The sequence below is a fragment of the Paenochrobactrum glaciei genome, assembly GCF_039522165.1.
Lineage (GTDB): Bacteria > Pseudomonadota > Alphaproteobacteria > Rhizobiales > Rhizobiaceae > Paenochrobactrum > Paenochrobactrum glaciei.
The window spans coordinates 985380-1002233 of sequence record NZ_BAAADE010000001.1 but is presented as its reverse complement, the minus strand read 5'-3'; the positions used below and the strand labels follow the sequence as shown (position 1 = coordinate 1002233).

The following is a 16854-nucleotide window of genomic DNA, read 5'->3' as shown; positions in this document are numbered from 1 at the left end:
TGAAAGTGCTGGAATAAGAGCTTGTTGCAGGCAAATGCCTGCGAAGAATGAAATGATCCATGCGGCCGGATATCCGGCCGCATGGATCTTTTTTATTATTTGGCCGCCAGTACTTTACCTGCTGCAAAATCGGTGCGCTGTGCTTCACGCTCAGCTTCTGGTGCAGGCACCAGACCATATTCAGCCAGCGGGCTGTCCGGGCCAACCATCTGTTCTGACAAGAAGAAGTCTACATATTCTTTCAGGCCAGGAATAACGCCGAGATGCGCTTTTTTCACGTAGAAGAACAGCGGACGCGATACCGGATATTCGCCGGAAGCAACTGTTTCAGCTGAAGGAACAACGTCGTTGACGGTTGCTACACGCAGCTTGTCAGCATTGTTTTCGTAGAAATAGAGGCCGAAAACGCCAACGCCGGTTTTGTTTGAGTCGATGCGGGCAAGGGTTTCGCTGTAATCGCCGTCGATATCAACGGCTTTGCCGTCTTTACGCACTGCGATACAAGCAGAAGCTGCTGCCTTGTCATCAAGGCCGGTTGCTTTGATGGCTTCCAGAGCACCGGAAACTTTACAGCCTTCGGTGAGAACTTTTTCTTCGAAAACTTCACGGGTACCGTGCTTTTCGCCAGGGATATAGGCAGCAATGTCCCAATTCGGCAGAGCGGCGTTAACCTGATTCCATTTGGTGTTCGGATTGTCGACGAGCTTGCCGTCTACGATCACTTTAGCAGCCAGAGCCTGATAAAGATCAGCAGGCTTCAGCTTCCATTCAGGGCCCTTTGCATCGGTTGCAAAGACGATGCCGTCATAACCGAAACGGACTTCCTGAACATCTTTAACGCCTGCTTCGATGCAGGATTTCAGTTCGGAATCTTTCAGTGCACGGGATGCATTGGCGATGTCGATTGTGTTTTCACCAACACCTTTACAGAATTCTTTAATACCTGCGCCCGAACCGCCGGATTCAATCACCGGAGTTTTAAAGTCTGGGTAGGTTTCGCCGAAAGTTTCGGCAACGATTTTTGCATATGGCAGAACGGTTGAAGAACCAGCGACTTGGATCTGATCGCGAGCGGAAGCTGCGGAAACGGACATGACAGCCGCGATAGCAAGTGCAGCGGTTGTGGAAATCAACGTGTTCATAGGAGTAGCTCCAGTTGGGTAAAGACAATGACGTTTAATGTCACTAACCGTCTAGGCGCTGTTTATTACAGTCATATGACAGTAATATTACAGCTTTGTGTCATATGAACTTTATCAAAAAATATCGGGCAATTTTTAAGTGTGGCTTTAGCCGCTTGGACGGCGTTTATTATGCTTAGCCGTTTGGACGGCTGACAACATAAATTGCGCTGGCGAGCATGAAGATACCAACTGCTAATGCAAGCCAGAGGCCGGGCTGTGCGCCCCACCAAAAAATTGCATAGCCTAATGTCATGCCGCCACAGGCAAAGAACTTGGCTTTAACCGGTACTGCACCTTTGTCGCGCCATTTAATCAGTAAGGGGCCGAATTGCGGATGCGCCAGCAGCCTTGCTTCAAATTTGGGTGAGGAGCGGCCGAAAAACCATGCAGCCAAAATGATGAAAATGGTCGTTGGCATAACAGGCAGAAATGCACCGATAATGCCCAGCGCAAGCATTAAGAAACCCAGTACCATATAAATGATGCGTTGCGCTTTTGACAAAACGCTTCCACGGCTGGCTGTTTCTGCCCCGTTTGGTTGTGCATTAATGTCGTCAGGTTGCGGGTTGCTCACTGCATGTCTTTCAAGGTGTCGATATCGATAAATGACGGACGGCTATTTTGATACTGCTTTGTGCATGGAATCGCCAGTGTTCAAAGTGCCAGATCAGCGAAAACCAGTGTAAAAAAGTAAACTTTACGCGATCACAAACTGTTGCGCCGTGTTATTTTATGCGGTTCAGGCATGTTTCTTGCCATGAAAAAGCCATAAAAGTTAATTGCCCCGATGGGCGTTAACACTTAAGCGCAGAATAAAAAGCTCCTCAGCCTGCATACCGCTTTCATTTTACAACAGTGAAAATAGCGGGCGTCACTTTGAAAAGGTGAAAGTTAACGATTTTTCCCGATGATAAATTGGTGGTAATCATATTTAAAAACTGATTCATGTGAATATAATCAAGATGTAGAAAATATATACTCAAATATAAACAGTAAAATTTAGAATTATGGGATAATTTTCCTTTTAACTGTAGGTTCAAAATGCCTTAAATCATCTTTATTTCGTCCACTTGAGCGCCACATTTACAGGTCAGTCGGGCAGCGTTTTTAAAACCTGCCTTTTATTGTTTTCAAAAAGAAACAGTAAAAGAGCGGCTTTGCAAATCCTGATGTGCAACTGTGGACGCTTGAGACGATGACAAAATATGTGGCTTTATTGACCGTTGGTATGGCTGTTGCCTTTTCCGCCAATACGGCGCTGGCCGCTGCCGGACAATGCGGCGGTGCTTCATGGTATGCGCTGACATCGAAAACCGCGTCAGGTGAGCGCATGAACCCGTCGGGTATGACCGCTGCACATCGCACATTACCACTGGGCACAAAAATTAAAGTCACCAATCAGGCAAATGGTAAGTCGCTGGTGGTGCGGATAAACGACCGCGGCCCTTTCATTAAAGGCCGCGTGCTTGATTTATCGAAAGGTGCGGCAAGCCGTTTGGGCTTTATCAATGCCGGCCATACAAAAGTTTGTATCACACCGGTTGCCGCTAAAAAGGGCTAAGAGCTTTAGTTCTTTTCTTGCAGATGCGCTTCGAGGAACCACAAGGATTTGTCGAGGTCACGCGAGGCAGCCGTCAAGACGTCAGCCGAAGTTTCATCACCGGCTTCATCGGCATCCTTGATGGACTGACGCACCAGATTGGCCACATCCGCATAGCGTTCGATCAGCGCATTAAGGTGATCGTGAATATTATAAATATCGGTCGGATATGGTTTGAGTTTGGTGTCGTTGCCGACAGTTTGCACTGTGCCAAAAGCGGTGCCGCCTAATTGCACGACGCGTTCGGCAATGGTGTCGGTATGTTCGTCCAGACTGTCGCGGAAACCATCAAGCATTTCATGCACGGCAATAAATTGGAGACCTTTGAGATTCCAATGAGCCTGCTTGGTGGCCAATGACAAATCAAGTGTTGCCGCCAGATTTTGATTAAGCAGAGAAATAACCGTTGCCTTAGCATTGGATGGCAGATCGTTACGTGTGTTATGGGTTTTAGCCATTATATCCTCGCTCGTTTTGCAAATTTCACTGTCTGTGTCTCGTGCGAATGGGAGCTCGCCAGAGCCACATCTCTTAAATTAAACGCTGTTAATGACAGTTGGTTCCCTCTCAATAACAAGTTTATATAAAATATAGTGTTTCTGATTGCGGAAAAAAGGCTCTAAAGCTTGCCGCAACGCAATATCTGTTTTACCTGATAGATTATGAAAATACTTGCCCTTGATACTGCGGCTTCTTTTTGTGCCGCCGCCCTTTATGACAGCGATAAAGCTTTAGTGCTGGCACAGCGCCGTGAAAATATCGGCAAAGGCCATGCTGAAGTGTTGATGGCCTATGTCGATGAAGTACTGGCAGAGGCAAAATTTGATTTTCACCAGATCGATCGCGTGGCGGTGAATGTGGGGCCGGGTTCTTTCACCGGTGTTCGCATTGCTGTTTCTTCAGCGCGTGGTTTTGCTTTAGCGCTGAAAACAACAGCAATCGGCGTCAGCGCTTTTGAAGCGCTTTGTGTGCAAGCACAGGAAAATAAGAGCGGGCATCCGGTTTTGGTGCTGCTTGATGCGCATCGCGGCGAAATCTTTGCCCAAAGCTTTGATGGCAATGGTGTGCCGGAAACGGAACCTTTGGCGCTGACCTTGGAAGAGGCGGTCGCATTATGTGCCGGAAAACCTGATCATGCGCTGACAGGGTCGGCTGCGCCGGCTGTTAGTCAGGCGCTGGATGAAAGCCGCATGATTGCGCAAACCGAGCCAACCGCAGATATTGCTGTTTATGCGCGCATTGCAGCTTCAAAACAGGCAGGTGAAGCACCAAAGCCGCTTTATTTGCGCGGGCCTGACGCTAAGCCGCAGGTTGGTTTTGCTCTACCCAGAAAAGCAGAAGCTGAGCAAGATGAGCAGGCGTCATAGGGGTGAGGCGAAAAGTACAAAATGTGCGGCCTGAGGGGCAAGTTATCAGCGAAGAAAATAATGGGACGTTTGATGGAGCACTTTAGTAAAAAAGGCTTTTCAATTGCGCCATTGACGCTTGATGACAGTGCTGAACTGGAAGATGTGCATATGGCCTCTTTCCATCAGGGCTGGAGCACGGAAGACTTTCGCGGGCTGTTGAGCGAGCCGACAGTGTTTGGCTTTTTGGCGCGTCCCGAAGGAGCACCTAAGAGGCTGGCCGGTTTTGTGCTGGCGCGTCTTGTTGTGGATGAGGCTGAAATTCTGACCATTGCTGTGGCTACCGCTTCGCGTAAATTAGGTGCCGGACACGGGCTGATGGATGCTGTTTTGCGCCATTTGCATCATGAGCGGGCGGCAAGCCTGTTTTTGGAAGTGGATAAAAGCAATGTAGCGGCACAGGCGCTTTATAATCGCCTTGGCTTTATCAAAGTCGGTGATCGTCCAAGCTATTATCAGCACGCGGATGGCACTTTTGCCTCGGCGCTGATTTTGCGCCGTGATCTGGTGGCTGCCAAATGATTGGTGCAGTCAGAATCATTTTTGTGCTGGTGGCTTTCATTCTGCTGGTGGTTTCGCTGGTGCCGTTTCAGTATGTTTTCATGAAGCTGAACCATGTTTTCCAGCGCCGTTTGCCGCGCTTTTTCCATCGCTTAGTGGCAAGGCTTTTTGGTTTTCGCGTTAAAACGATTGGCACAATGAGCGAAGACCGTCCGCTATTGCTGGTGTCGAACCATGTTTCATGGAGCGATATTATTGTGCTTTCAACCGTCGGCGAAGTGTCGTTTATCGCTAAATCCGAGGTGCGGTCATGGCCGGTTTTTGGTGTTTTGGCGTATTTGCAACGCTCGGTTTTTGTCGAGCGGGCAAAGCGTGGCAAAACCGGCGAGCAGGCTTCTGAAATTGCCACACGACTGGCGGCAGGCGATGCAATGGTGTTGTTTCCTGAGGGGACAACATCAGATGGCAATCGTTTATTGCCATTTAAGACCGCACTTTTTGGTGCCGCCCATGCTGCCATCCGTGAGGGTGGCGCTGAACATGTGACAGTTCAGCCAGTTTCCATTGCCTATACGGGCGTGCATGGTATGCCGATGGGGCGCTATCATCGCCCGATTGCGTCCTGGCCGGGTGATGTCGAATTAATGCCACATCTGAAAGGCATCCTGAAAGAAGGTGCAATTGATGTGGAAATTACTTTCGGCGAGCCAATGGTGATTGATGCCAATACCGACCGTAAGCTTTTGGCCAGAGTGATGGAAGAGCGGGTACGCTCGCAATTGCAGTCCTCGCTTCTCGGGCGCGAAATTAAACCGGACTGATGGAAATATCATCAGACTAACTATTCTCAAACGGCGATAAAAGGTTTAGAAGCCAGCCTATGAGCACTCTTGAAACGACACTGACCCCTTCTTCATCCCTTGACGCTGATGCAAGCACATCGGCAATTACAGGTGCAAATCCGCGCAAGGTTTTTGTGAAAACTTATGGCTGCCAGATGAATGTCTATGACAGTCAGCGCATGGCCGATAGTTTGGCCGCAGAAGGTTATGTAACGACCGATACGCCTGAAGATGCGGATCTGGTTCTGCTCAATACATGTCATATTCGTGAGCGCGCTTCTGAAAAGCTTTATTCAGCTCTTGGCCGTTTGCGCAAACTTAAAGATAAAAATGCTGCCAAAGGCAAAGAGCTGACCATTGGTGTGGCTGGTTGTGTGGCACAGGCCGAAGGACAAGAAATCCTGCGCCGTGCGCCTTCCGTTGATCTCGTGATCGGCCCGCAGACCTATCACCGCTTGCCGCAGGCACTGGCTAAAGTGCGCGATGGTGAAAAGGTTGTTGAAACCGAATATGCGCTGGAAGATAAATTTGAACATCTGCCGGCACCCCAGCGTGAAGTGGTGCGCAAGCGTGGTGTGTCCGCCTTCCTGACAGTGCAGGAAGGTTGCGATAAATTCTGCACATTCTGCGTTGTGCCTTATACACGCGGCTCAGAAGTATCGCGTTCGGTTGCGCAAATTGTTGCCGAAGCTGAAAAGCTTGTGGCCGGTGGTGTGCGTGAAATTACCCTGCTTGGCCAGAATGTGAATGCATGGCACGGGCTTGGCGATGATGGCCGTGAATGGGGCTTTGGCGAATTGCTTTACCGTCTGGCCGAAGTGCCGGAGTTGACACGTCTTCGTTATACCACCAGCCATCCGCGTGACATGGATGATGCACTGATCAATGCGCATCGTGATCTTGATATTTTGATGCCTTATCTGCATTTGCCGGTGCAGGCTGGTTCTGACCGTATTTTGAAGGCGATGAACCGCAAACATAAGGGTGATGATTATCGCCGTCTGATCGAACGTATCCGTGAAGCACGCCCTGATATGGCGCTGTCAGGTGATTTTATTGTCGGTTTTCCGGGCGAAACAGATCAGGATTTTGAAGATACGATGCAGCTGGTGCGTGATGTAAAATATGCGCAAGCCTATTCGTTTAAATATTCGAGCCGTCCGGGCACACCGGGTGCAGATTTGCCGGATCATGTGGATGAAGCCGTTAAAGACGAGCGTTTGCAGCGCTTGCAGGCTTTGCTCAATGAGCAGCAATATGCGTTTCAGGATAGTCTGGTGGGCAAGAAAACCAGCGTGTTGATTGAAAAGCCGGGTCGTGAAGAACATCAGATGGTTGGGCGTTCACCGTGGCTCCTGCCAGTTATTATTGATAATAATCACGACAACATTGGTGATATTATCAATGTTGAAATCATTTCCACAGGAACCAATAGTTTGGTTGCGAAAAAACTGTCTTAAAGGCATGATAAGACCATCATACAGTTTCGCGGGTGTTTTTCGTGTCATGAGGAGAGCCGGTTGAGCGCTACAGAACAGCTGAAGACCGATAAGAGTAAGACTGAAACACAGACCAAATTATCTAATGGCGCTTCGGATATGGCGCATATTGTGCTGACTTTTGACAATAATCGTCATGCCATTGCGCTTTACGGGCAGTTTGATGAAAATCTGGCACGCATCGAGCAGAAGCTCGGTGTGGATGTGCGCTCCAAAGGCAATGAGCTGACGATTCGCGGTACACCTTCAGCGACCGAGCAGGCGCGACGCGCATTGGATGAGCTTTACGGCTTTTTACAAAAAGGACGTGAAATTACGCTTTCTGATGTGGATGGCGCTTTGCGAATGGCGGGAAATATAACCACGACTGCGGAAGGCCAATTACCGCTTCCTACAATGGAAAATAAAGGCAAGCTGGCCTCCGCTCAGATTTCCACCCGTAAGAAAACCATTTTTGCCCGCACACCGACACAAGATGCCTATATGCGCGCGCTTGATCGCTCGGAGCTGGTTTTTGGTGTTGGGCCTGCGGGTACAGGTAAAACTTATCTGGCGGTTGCCCATGCAGCGATGCTGCTGGAACGTGGGTTGGTCGAGCGCATTATTCTGTCGCGTCCGGCGGTGGAAGCGGGCGAGCGTCTGGGCTTTTTGCCGGGCGACATGAAAGAGAAGGTCGATCCTTATCTGCGTCCGCTTTATGATGCGCTTTATGATATGATGCCTGCCGATAAGGTGGAGCGTGCTTTGGCTGCTGGTGTGATTGAAATTGCGCCGCTTGCTTTCATGCGCGGCCGTACCCTTGCACATGCAGCGGTTATTCTGGATGAGGCGCAAAATACCACCTCCATGCAGATGAAGATGTTTCTCACCCGTTTGGGTGAGGGCTCACGCATGATTGTCACTGGTGATCCGAGCCAGATTGACTTACCCCCGGGGCAGAAATCCGGCCTTGTTGAAGCCTTGCGTATTCTGGACAATGTGGATGGTGTTGTGACCGTTCGCTTCACCCAGAAAGACGTGGTGCGCCATGCGCTGGTGGCAGCAATTGTTGAAGCCTATGACAATGACGGCAGATCACAGAGCTGACGTGACAAAATAGTGAGGCGTTAAACCTTGTATTTTGTGATGTGTGCTATGATCTATTCATGTTTATATGGTATTTAATACGACTTTAGAGTTTGTAAGAGAAAGGACTATGCGTCAGCCGGTTTCTTGTTAGCCGCAACTGCCGTTTTAAAAGTGATCGACATCGATATATTGATAGAGGCGGAAGGCTGGCCTGAAGAGGACGTCTTACTCCAAGTGGCACAAAAAGCGGTTGATGCCGCATGGAAAAGCCTTTTTACCGATGAAGGGGAAACAGAGCTAAGTCTCGTTTTTACCGATGATGCTTCTATTCAGGAGCTGAATGCGCAGTGGCGCAACAAGGATAAGGCAACCAATGTTTTGTCTTTTCCGGCCTTTCCTGTCAAAGCAGGCGCAAAGCCAGGCCCTATGCTCGGCGACATTGTTATCGCGCGCGAAACAGTAATGCGCGAAGCGCAGGAGGAAGGAAAACCCTTCGACCATCATTTGAACCATATGATCGTGCACGGATTTTTACATCTGCTTGGCTATGACCATGAAGATGATGCCGAGGCGGAACTTATGGAACAATGGGAGCGCGATATTTTGGCCGCTCTTGCTATTCCCGATCCTTATTCACAAACCCTTTCACCTAACAAAGCCGGTTGACCATGTCTGATCAAACTAGTGTTCCCTCGTCGGGCGATGCCCCGCAAAATTCTGATCCGGAGGGGCAGAGTACGCACAGAGCCTCTCCAACAGAGAAGCGCTCTTTCTTAGGCAATTTCTTGCCGTTTTTACGCAGTCGCCAAACATCTTCATTGCGTGAAGATCTGGCAGATGCTCTGTCCGAACAGGACAGTACCGACACGGTTTTCTCGCCTGAAGAACGGGCGATGCTCAATAATATTTTGCGCTTGCGAGAAATCCGCGTTGAAGATGTGATGATCCCGCGCGCCGATGTGGAAGCAGTGGAAATCTCAACCCCGCTTGGTGAAGTGCTGGAGCAATTTGAAAAATCCGGCCATTCACGCATGCCTGTCTATGCTGAAACGCTCGATGATCCGCGCGGTATGATCCATATTCGCGACGTGTTGAATTTCATCACTCGTCAGTCACGCCAGAAGGCTGGACGCCGCAATGGCGCAACAACAAAAACTGCCGGCAGCACACCAACCAAATTTGATATTGGCCGCATTGATCTGACCAAGACCATCGGCGAACTCAACTTGATGCGTAAAGTGCTGTTTGTGCCGCCATCCATGTTGGCCAGCGGCCTGATGGCGCGTATGCAGGCCAGCCATATTCAGATGGCGCTGGTTATTGACGAATATGGCGGCACCGATGGTCTGGTGTCGCTGGAAGATATTGTTGAAATGGTCGTCGGCGATATTGAAGACGAGCATGATGACGAAGAAATCATGATCTTGCAGGAAGCAGACGGCATTTTTGTCGTTGATGCGCGTGCTGATCCGGATGAACTGACCGAGCAAATCGGCCCGTCTTTTGTCGTTGGCGAGCATGGCGAGGATGTGGACACGGTTGGCGGCCTGATCTTCTCGGTGCTGGGGCGTATTCCGTCGCGCGGCGAGGTGGTGCAGGCCATTCCGGGTTATGAGTTTCATGTGCTGGAAGTTGATCCACGACGCATTCGTCGGGTGCGGATTATTCCGCTGTCTGCAGCCGATCGCCGTCGTCAGGCGCGTACTGGTGTAGCAACAAAATCCGGCGAAGAACATCTGACCGAACATTAAAAACAAACAGGCGATAGCGGTTGTGCCAGCAACGCTTTTCGCCTGTTATTAAATTGATCTGCACCTGATAGGGATTTTCATGTTTGCGCAATTGGCTCAAAAAATAACCCTGTCAGGGAAATGGCCGCACCGCTTTCTAAGTCTGTTGGCTGGTTTGCTTTTGACGCTGGCGCTTCCTCCGTATGATTTTTTGCCGGTTGGGTTTATCGCTTTGCCGATACTGGTCTGGCTGCTTGACCGACCTCTTCCACAGGCCGGCAAAGGCTGGTTGCACAGGCATTTGTCGGCCTTTGCCACCGGCTGGTGGTTTGGCTTTGGCTATTTTGTCGGTGGCTTGTGGTGGATCGGTGCGGCACTTCTGGTCGATGCCGAGCAGTTTGCTTGGGCATTGCCTCTTGCTGTGCTTGGTTTGCCTGCCTTTTTAGCGCTTTTTTATGGCTGTGCTACTGCGCTGGCAAAGCTCTGCTGGTCGCCGGGTTTGGGGCGTATTCTGGCGCTGAGTCTGGCTTTTGGTCTGGTTGAATATATCCGCAGCTTTATTCTGACCGGATTTCCGTGGAATGCTGTTGGCTATACGGCAATGCCGACACCTTTACTCATGCAATCTGCCAAGTTGATCGGTTTGAGCGGCATGAATGTGCTGGCGGTTATGGTTTTTGCCATGCCAGCCTTGCTGGCTGCCAAGCGTCACAGGTTAAGCGGCATGGCTGTTTGGGGGGCGCTTGTTGCTTGTCATTTGAGCTATGGCGCATGGCAACTTCAACAACCGGTTGAGGTGGCGGCAAACAACCCGCATATTCGTATTGTGCAACCATCGATTGCGCAGGATCTCAAATGGGACAATGCCGAGCGACGCAATATTTTTGAGCGACATTTAAGCCTGACGGCGCAAGCACCGCAAAATGGTGCGCCGCGTCCCGATATTATTATCTGGCCGGAAACGTCCGTTCCTTATATTTTGAGCCAGACGCCGGATGCTTTGGCACGTATTGCTGAAGTGTTGCAGGACGGACAACTGCTAATGGTTGGCGCGGTGCGTGAGGAAGAAACGCCGCAGGGGCTCAATTATTATAATTCAATCACCGTGATTAATGATCAGGGCTTTATTGTCAGCTCTTTTGACAAGGTGCATCTAGTGCCTTTTGGTGAATATTTACCACTGGAAGGTGTTTTGCGGGCACTGGGGTTGCAAGAAGTTGTGGAAATGCCTGGCGGTTTCAAAGCCGGAAAAAGCCGCCATTCACTGAAAATCGGTGAGCATCTGGCTATCCTGCCATTGATTTGCTACGAGGCGATTTTTGCCAATGAACTGGGCTACGAGGGAGAGCGTGCCAGTGCCATTGTCAATGTCACCAATGATGCGTGGTATGGCAACACACCGGGGCCTTACCAGCATTTCAGGCAGGCGCAATTGCGTGCCGTGGAGCAGAAAATGCCGCTGTTGCGTGCTGCCAATAACGGCATATCGGCAGTAACCGATAGTTACGGCCGAATCATCGCCTCGCTGAACCTGAATGAGGTTGGTGTTGTCGATGCGGTTTTACCGCAAATGCGAAATTCGAGTGGGGGGAATGAATGAATTCGCGTAAGGCTTCGCGTAAGACGTGGAATTTTTTCACATTACTACTTTGTGGTTTATTAGCAAATGTGTATAAAAGAAAACCACAGCGCGATTGACATCGCAATTTTCATCGGTTGTTATAGTTTCATCATGCTGACATCTTGAAATCACATAGCAGCGCAGTCTCTGAAATATCACGTAATTTGAAATCGTATGGTGTTGTACCGTTGAGGGAAGCACGTACAGGGAAGCTCGCAAATCGCGAGGAGCATTGAATGGTACAGAATAAAAAGAAGCCCAACCCGATTGATATCCACGTAGGCAGCCGTATCCGCCTGCGCCGGAATATGCTGGGCTTTAGTCAGGAAAAGCTGGGCGAAAGTTTAGGTATTACCTTCCAGCAGATTCAAAAATATGAAAAAGGCACAAACCGCGTTGGTGCCAGCCGTTTGCAAGCCATTTCCTCCATTCTGAATGTTCCTGTTTCTTTTTTCTTTGAAGATGCACCCGGTTCTGAAACCCAGGCTGCCGGTTTTGCCGAAGATAATGATTCAACCTATATCGTCGATTTCATGAATTCTAATGAAGGCGTTCAGCTGACACGCGCTTTCACCAAAATTACCGACCCTAAAATCCGCCGCAAGATTATTGATCTGGTCAAGACGCTGGATCCGGACGCGGAATAATCGTTTCCCTCAACAATTCGTGATGAGAAGAGTGTTATCGGCACAATTGCTGTTGACGCTAAAGAACTATGTTGGCAAAGACATAAAAAGTTAAGGCGATAGTTTCGGGTATGCACATTTCTTGTGTTTACATCCGAAAAATCGCCTTTACTGTGCTTGTCTGAAGCGGAGATCTGGCTCCGCAAGATTTTCTAGAGGGGTTTCCCGTGTCGCGCAGTTCTTATCTTTTTACCAGCGAATCCGTATCTGAGGGCCACCCGGATAAGGTATGCGATCGTATTTCCGACGAAATTGTTGATATGATTTACAAGGAGGCGCGCCGTTCGGGTGTTGATCCTTGGACAGTTCGTATCGCTTGTGAAACTTTGGCGACGACCAATCGTTTGGTCATTGCCGGTGAAGTGCGCGTGCCTGAAACATTCCTGAAAAAGGATAAGCAAGGCAACGTCATCAAGGATGACAAGGGAAATCCGGTTATCAATCCGGCTCGTTTCCGCTCCGCCGCCCGTAAAGCCATTCGTGAGATTGGTTATGAGCAGGATGGCTTCCATTGGAAGACCGTTAAAATCGACGTGCTGCTGCATTCGCAATCTGCGGATATTGCGCAAGGCGTTGATAATGCTGCTGACCGTCAGGGCGAAGAAGGTGCAGGCGATCAGGGTATCATGTTTGGCTATGCCTGCCGTGAAACACCTGATCTGATGCCGGCGCCGATTTATTATTCTCATAAAATTCTCGAGCTTCTGGCCGCAGCGCGTCATAGCAATGAAGGCGAAGCCGGCAAGCTTGGACCGGACGCTAAAAGTCAGGTTACCGTGCGCTATGTGAACGGCAAGCCTGCGGAAGTCACTCAGATTGTGTTGTCAACACAGCATCTGGATGCAAGCTGGGATTCTGCCAAGGTTCGCACCGTTGTTGAGCCTTATATTTTGCAAGCGCTTGAAGGTCTGCCAATTGCGCATGATTGCGTATGGTATATCAATCCGACCGGCAAATTTGTCATCGGTGGCCCGGACGGCGATGCTGGTCTGACAGGCCGTAAAATCATCGTTGACACTTATGGCGGTGCGGCTCCGCATGGCGGCGGTGCATTCTCCGGCAAGGACACCACGAAAGTGGATCGTTCGGCGGCTTATGCTGCCCGTTATCTGGCGAAAAACGTCGTTGCTGCCGGATATGCGGATCGTTGCACCATTCAGCTGTCATATGCCATCGGCGTTGCACAGCCTTTGTCTGTCTATGTAGATCTGCATGGTACCGGCAAGGTGGACGAAGCTGCACTTGAAGATGCATTGCGTAAAGTTGTCGATCTTTCGCCAACCGGTATCCGCAAACATTTGGATCTGAATAAGCCGATCTATGCCAAGACTGCTGCTTATGGTCATTTTGGCCGCAAGCCGGGTCGTGACGGCTCGTTCTCATGGGAAAAAACAGATCTGGGCAAGGCGCTTAAAAACGCACTTGTTGCCTGACGGAAATATTTATGTCGGATGAGATGAAAAAATCACGTGCGACCGAGGCTTTCTTCGGTCGCCGTCACGGTAAGCCGTTACGCCCGCATCAAAAGATGCTGCGTGAAGGCTTGCTGCCTGAACTGCTGATTGATTTGAACGAACCTGCGCCGCAGGATTTGCGCACTCTTTTTGCAGCGCCTGTTGAAAATGTCCGTATGGAAATCGGCTTTGGCGGCGGCGAGCATTTGATGCATGAAGCAGGCCGCACCCCACAAAGCGGCTTTATCGGCGTTGAGCCTTTCGTCAATGGTATGGCGAAAATGCTTGGCACTTTGCATGAAAAGCCATTGCAGAATATTCGTCTCTATGATGATGACGCAACGGAAGTGCTGGATTGGCTTCCTGACAATTCTTTATCAGGAATTGATCTGTTCTATCCTGATCCATGGCACAAAAAGCGCCATTGGAAACGTCGCTTTGTAAGTCAGAAGAATCTCGATCGTTTCGCGCGGGTGCTGAAATCCGGTGGTCGCTTCCGATTCGCATCCGACATTGAATCTTATGTGAACTGGACATTGCAGCATTGCGATGCGCATGAAGCATTTGCGTGGCAGGCATCTTCTTCTGCCGATTGGAAAACGCCTTATGAAGGTTGGCCGGGCACACGCTATGAAGCCAAGGCTTTCCGCGAGGGGCGTGTCGGTGCCTATCTGACATTTATCCGCCGATAGGCGGGCAAATGATTGTTGAATGGGATGAATATTGCTGCATCTGAACTGCGTACTTGAAAAGAACGTGAAAAGTCAGTATATTCATTTCAAATTCTTGGTCGATTGAACAAGGGTGGGTCCGGTCGGTCCCGCTCTTTTTTGTTTGATGATATAGCTATTAAGGAAAAATCTGGGTTGTCCGAACAATTAGACACTGCACAAACAAACGCTGCTGAAGCCGTGGCCGACACTCGCATCATTCGTGAAACCGGTGTTGATGCGAAGGTTGCAGCTATTGTCCAGCCTGTTTTGCAGGTGCTTGGTTTTCGGCTGGTGCGCGTTCGCCTGTCCGGCTTGAACGGCGCCACCTTGCAGATAATGGCTGAACGCTTTGACGGTACCATGACCGTTGAAGATTGCGAGCTGATCAGCCGTAACGTATCACCGGCCCTTGATGTGGATGATCCGATCAGCGGCAAATATCATTTGGAAGTTTCTTCCCCTGGTATTGATCGCCCATTGGTTCGCGTGTCAGATTTTGCTGACTGGTCAGGCCATCTGGCGCGTATCGAAACATCGATGATCATCAATGGCCGCAAAAAGTTCCGCGGTAAAATCACTGCTCATGATGATGAGGGGGTGACAATTGAAAATGATCAGGTTGGTTATGGTCATGAACAGGTCGTAACCATTCCGTATGATGTCATTTCTGATGCACGTCTGGTTTTGACGGATGATTTGATTCGCGATGCCCTGCGCAAAGATAAAGACCTGCGTGAGGGACGTATTCCCGGCGATGATTTAAGTGATGAGCTGGGCGAAGTGTCTGGTACTGATGCAGATGACGCTGAAGCAGGCGACGTCGGCGAAGAAAATTAAGATTTAAGCACCCGTCGAAGAGGAAAAGGCGGGCGCGGCACCAAGGAGAGACTTATGGCAGTCAGTGCAAACAGGCTGGAACTTCTGCAGATCGCCGATGCGGTCGCCCGTGAGAAGTCTATCGACCGCGAAATCGTAATCGCGGCGATGGCCGATGCCATCCAGAAAGCTGCGCGTTCGCGCTATGGTCAGGAAACCAATATCCGCGCTGATATCAATGCGAAATCAGGCGAGATTAAATTGCAGCGTTTGCTGGAAGTGGTTGAACTGGTTGAAGATTACAATACGCAGATCGCGCTGGAAACAGCTCGCGAGCGTAATCCGGATGCGCAGATCGGCGATTTTCTGGCTGATCAGCTGCCGCCAATGGATTTCGGCCGTATTGCTGCCCAGTCTGCTAAGCAGGTTATCGTGCAGAAAGTGCGCGAAGCTGAGCGTGATCGCCAATATGATGAATTCCATGATCGCGTTGGCGAAATCATCAACGGCACCGTCAAGCGCGTTGAATATGGCAATGTGATTGTTGATCTTGGTCGCGGTGAAGCCATTGTGCGCCGTGACGAACTGATCCCGCGTGAAGCATTCCGCTATGGTGATCGTATCCGTGCTTATGTTTACGATGTACGTCGTGAACAGCGCGGTCCGCAGGTTTTCCTGTCGCGTACCCATCCGCAGTTCATGGCGAAACTGTTCACCATGGAAGTGCCGGAAATTTACGACGGCATTATTGAGATTAAGTCGGTTGCCCGTGATCCGGGTTCGCGCGCTAAGATTGCAGTTGTGTCGCGCGATAGCTCTATCGATCCTGTCGGTGCCTGCGTTGGTATGCGCGGTTCCCGTGTTCAGGCGGTTGTGGCAGAATTGCAGGGTGAAAAAGTGGATATTATTCCATGGTCACCTGATGCTGCTTCTTTCATCGTCAATGCCTTGCAGCCTGCTGAAGTTGCCAAGGTTGTTCTGGATGAAGATGCAGAGCGTATTGAAGTTGTGGTTCCGGATGACCAATTATCATTGGCAATCGGTCGTCGCGGTCAAAACGTACGTCTGGCGTCGCAGCTGACCGGCTGGGATATCGACATCATGACCGAAAATGAAGAATCCGAGCGTCGTCAGAAAGAATTTGCCGAACGTTCAGCATTGTTCATGGACGCACTCAATGTTGACGAAATGGTTGGTCAGGTTCTGGCTTCTGAAGGTTTTGCTTCTGTTGAAGAGCTGGCCTATGTCGAAGCAGAAGAAATTTCGTCGATCGACGGTTTCGGAGATGAAACCGCCAGCGAAATTCAGGATCGCGCCCGTGAATATCTGGATCGCCTTGAAGGTGAACAGAATGCACGTCGTCTTGAGCTGGGTGTTGAAGACGAACTGCGTGAACTGCCGAGCATGACGACAGGCATCATGGTTGCAGTCGGTGAAGATGGTGTCAAAACTGTCGAAGATTTCGCCGGTTATGCCGTTGATGATCTGGTTGGCTGGCGTGAACGCAAAGAAGGTGAGACAATCAACCATGCCGGTATTTTGTCCAACTTCGAACTGTCACGCGTTGAAGCAGAACAGATGATCCTGCAGGCACGCTTGAAGTGTGGCTGGATTACCGAAGAAGAAGCTGTTGCCACCGAAACTGACGATGGCACGGAAACAGCAGAAGAAGCCGTTTAAGGTTTCTTGACGTTAAGGGGTTGGCGTTTGCGCGCCAACCTGCCATAAGGCGGG

General features: G+C 50.0%; 16 protein-coding genes and 1 pseudogene. 14 read left to right on the top strand and 3 right to left on the bottom strand.

Going from position 1 to position 16854, the window contains the following annotated elements; genetic code table 11:
• Positions 1–95: 95 nt before the first annotated feature.
• Both ABDZ76_RS04700 and ABDZ76_RS04695 read right to left on the bottom strand, forming a co-directional pair.
• On the bottom strand, positions 96–1142 hold the full coding sequence (locus tag ABDZ76_RS04700; RefSeq protein ID WP_343801971.1) for a PstS family phosphate ABC transporter substrate-binding protein: 1047 nt from the start codon (positions 1140–1142) through the stop codon (positions 96–98).
• A 175-nt stretch (positions 1143–1317) separates the two neighbouring features.
• A complete protein-coding gene (locus tag ABDZ76_RS04695) occupies positions 1318–1686 on the bottom strand; it encodes a YbaN family protein (RefSeq protein WP_374844559.1) in 369 nt (122 codons plus the stop codon).
• Positions 1687–2412: 726 nt separating this feature from the next.
• Here ABDZ76_RS04695 and ABDZ76_RS04690 point away from each other — a divergent pair.
• The gene (locus tag ABDZ76_RS04690; protein WP_343803094.1) at positions 2413–2745 is read left to right on the top strand and encodes a septal ring lytic transglycosylase RlpA family protein; all 333 of its coding nucleotides are present in this window, start codon (positions 2413–2415) and stop codon (positions 2743–2745) included.
• A gap of 5 nt (positions 2746–2750) precedes the next feature.
• Here ABDZ76_RS04690 and dps read toward each other — a convergent pair whose 3' ends face one another.
• A complete protein-coding gene (gene dps, locus ABDZ76_RS04685; RefSeq protein WP_184222212.1) occupies positions 2751–3242 on the bottom strand; it encodes a DNA starvation/stationary phase protection protein Dps in 492 nt (163 codons plus the stop codon).
• Between the two features lie 204 nt (positions 3243–3446).
• Between dps and tsaB the strand changes: the two genes are divergently transcribed.
• The 13 genes and pseudogenes from tsaB (at position 3447) to nusA (ending at position 16800) form a co-directional block, all read left to right on the top strand.
• Positions 3447–4151, top strand: a complete 705-nt coding sequence (gene tsaB, locus ABDZ76_RS04680) for a tRNA (adenosine(37)-N6)-threonylcarbamoyltransferase complex dimerization subunit type 1 TsaB (RefSeq protein ID WP_343801965.1) — start codon at positions 3447–3449, stop codon at positions 4149–4151.
• A 57-nt stretch (positions 4152–4208) separates the two neighbouring features.
• Positions 4209–4712 (top strand): GNAT family N-acetyltransferase, encoded by a 504-nt coding sequence (locus tag ABDZ76_RS04675; protein WP_374844558.1) that lies wholly within the window; start codon positions 4209–4211, stop codon positions 4710–4712.
• Positions 4709–5512, top strand: coding sequence for a lyso-ornithine lipid O-acyltransferase (gene olsA, locus ABDZ76_RS04670; RefSeq protein WP_343801959.1), 804 nt, complete (start codon positions 4709–4711; stop codon positions 5510–5512). The genes ABDZ76_RS04675 and olsA overlap by 4 nt, the downstream gene beginning before the upstream one ends.
• Before the next feature lie 59 nt (positions 5513–5571).
• Positions 5572–6993, top strand: a complete 1422-nt coding sequence (miaB, locus tag ABDZ76_RS04665) for a tRNA (N6-isopentenyl adenosine(37)-C2)-methylthiotransferase MiaB (protein ID WP_343801956.1) — start codon at positions 5572–5574, stop codon at positions 6991–6993.
• 60 nt (positions 6994–7053) lie between these two features.
• On the top strand, positions 7054–8118 hold the full coding sequence (locus ABDZ76_RS04660) for a PhoH family protein (protein WP_343801953.1): 1065 nt from the start codon (positions 7054–7056) through the stop codon (positions 8116–8118).
• 126 nt (positions 8119–8244) lie between these two features.
• The gene (ybeY, locus tag ABDZ76_RS04655) at positions 8245–8766 is read left to right on the top strand and encodes an rRNA maturation RNase YbeY (RefSeq protein WP_343801950.1); all 522 of its coding nucleotides are present in this window, start codon (positions 8245–8247) and stop codon (positions 8764–8766) included.
• A 2-nt stretch (positions 8767–8768) separates the two neighbouring features.
• Positions 8769–9851 carry a hemolysin family protein gene (locus ABDZ76_RS04650; protein ID WP_343801947.1) on the top strand — a complete coding sequence of 361 codons (1083 nt, stop codon included), beginning with the start codon at positions 8769–8771 and terminating at the stop codon, positions 9849–9851.
• A 79-nt stretch (positions 9852–9930) separates the two neighbouring features.
• Positions 9931–11421 (top strand): annotated as a pseudogene (lnt, locus tag ABDZ76_RS04645) (apolipoprotein N-acyltransferase); the annotation flags it as partial.
• Positions 11422–11687: 266 nt separating this feature from the next.
• A complete protein-coding gene (locus ABDZ76_RS04640; RefSeq protein ID WP_343801944.1) occupies positions 11688–12098 on the top strand; it encodes a helix-turn-helix domain-containing protein in 411 nt (136 codons plus the stop codon).
• A gap of 206 nt (positions 12099–12304) precedes the next feature.
• Positions 12305–13570, top strand: a complete 1266-nt coding sequence (gene metK, locus ABDZ76_RS04635; protein ID WP_343801941.1) for a methionine adenosyltransferase — start codon at positions 12305–12307, stop codon at positions 13568–13570.
• A gap of 11 nt (positions 13571–13581) precedes the next feature.
• On the top strand, positions 13582–14283 hold the full coding sequence (trmB, locus tag ABDZ76_RS04630; RefSeq protein WP_343801938.1) for a tRNA (guanosine(46)-N7)-methyltransferase TrmB: 702 nt from the start codon (positions 13582–13584) through the stop codon (positions 14281–14283).
• A 174-nt stretch (positions 14284–14457) separates the two neighbouring features.
• Positions 14458–15141, top strand: coding sequence for a ribosome maturation factor RimP (rimP, locus tag ABDZ76_RS04625; RefSeq protein ID WP_343801935.1), 684 nt, complete (start codon positions 14458–14460; stop codon positions 15139–15141).
• Positions 15142–15195: 54 nt separating this feature from the next.
• The gene (nusA, locus tag ABDZ76_RS04620; RefSeq protein WP_343801932.1) at positions 15196–16800 is read left to right on the top strand and encodes a transcription termination factor NusA; all 1605 of its coding nucleotides are present in this window, start codon (positions 15196–15198) and stop codon (positions 16798–16800) included.
• The last annotated feature ends 54 nt before the right edge of the window (positions 16801–16854 follow it).

Bases quoted from the DNA above. Each gene is read 5' to 3' on its own strand.
- ABDZ76_RS04640 (WP_343801944.1), top strand. From the start codon at position 11,688: ATGGTACAGAATAAAAAGAAGCCCAACCCGATTGATATCCACGTAGGC.
- ABDZ76_RS04700 (WP_343801971.1), bottom strand. From the start codon at position 1,142: ATGAACACGTTGATTTCCACAACCGCTGCACTTGCTATCGCGGCTGTC.
- ABDZ76_RS04650 (WP_343801947.1), top strand. From the start codon at position 8,769: ATGTCTGATCAAACTAGTGTTCCCTCGTCGGGCGATGCCCCGCAAAAT.
- olsA (WP_343801959.1), top strand. From the start codon at position 4,709: ATGATTGGTGCAGTCAGAATCATTTTTGTGCTGGTGGCTTTCATTCTG.
- dps (WP_184222212.1), bottom strand. From the start codon at position 3,242: ATGGCTAAAACCCATAACACACGTAACGATCTGCCATCCAATGCTAAG.
- tsaB (WP_343801965.1), top strand. From the start codon at position 3,447: ATGAAAATACTTGCCCTTGATACTGCGGCTTCTTTTTGTGCCGCCGCC.
- nusA (WP_343801932.1), top strand. From the start codon at position 15,196: ATGGCAGTCAGTGCAAACAGGCTGGAACTTCTGCAGATCGCCGATGCG.
- trmB (WP_343801938.1), top strand. From the start codon at position 13,582: ATGTCGGATGAGATGAAAAAATCACGTGCGACCGAGGCTTTCTTCGGT.
- miaB (WP_343801956.1), top strand. From the start codon at position 5,572: ATGAGCACTCTTGAAACGACACTGACCCCTTCTTCATCCCTTGACGCT.
- ABDZ76_RS04690 (WP_343803094.1), top strand. From the start codon at position 2,413: ATGGCTGTTGCCTTTTCCGCCAATACGGCGCTGGCCGCTGCCGGACAA.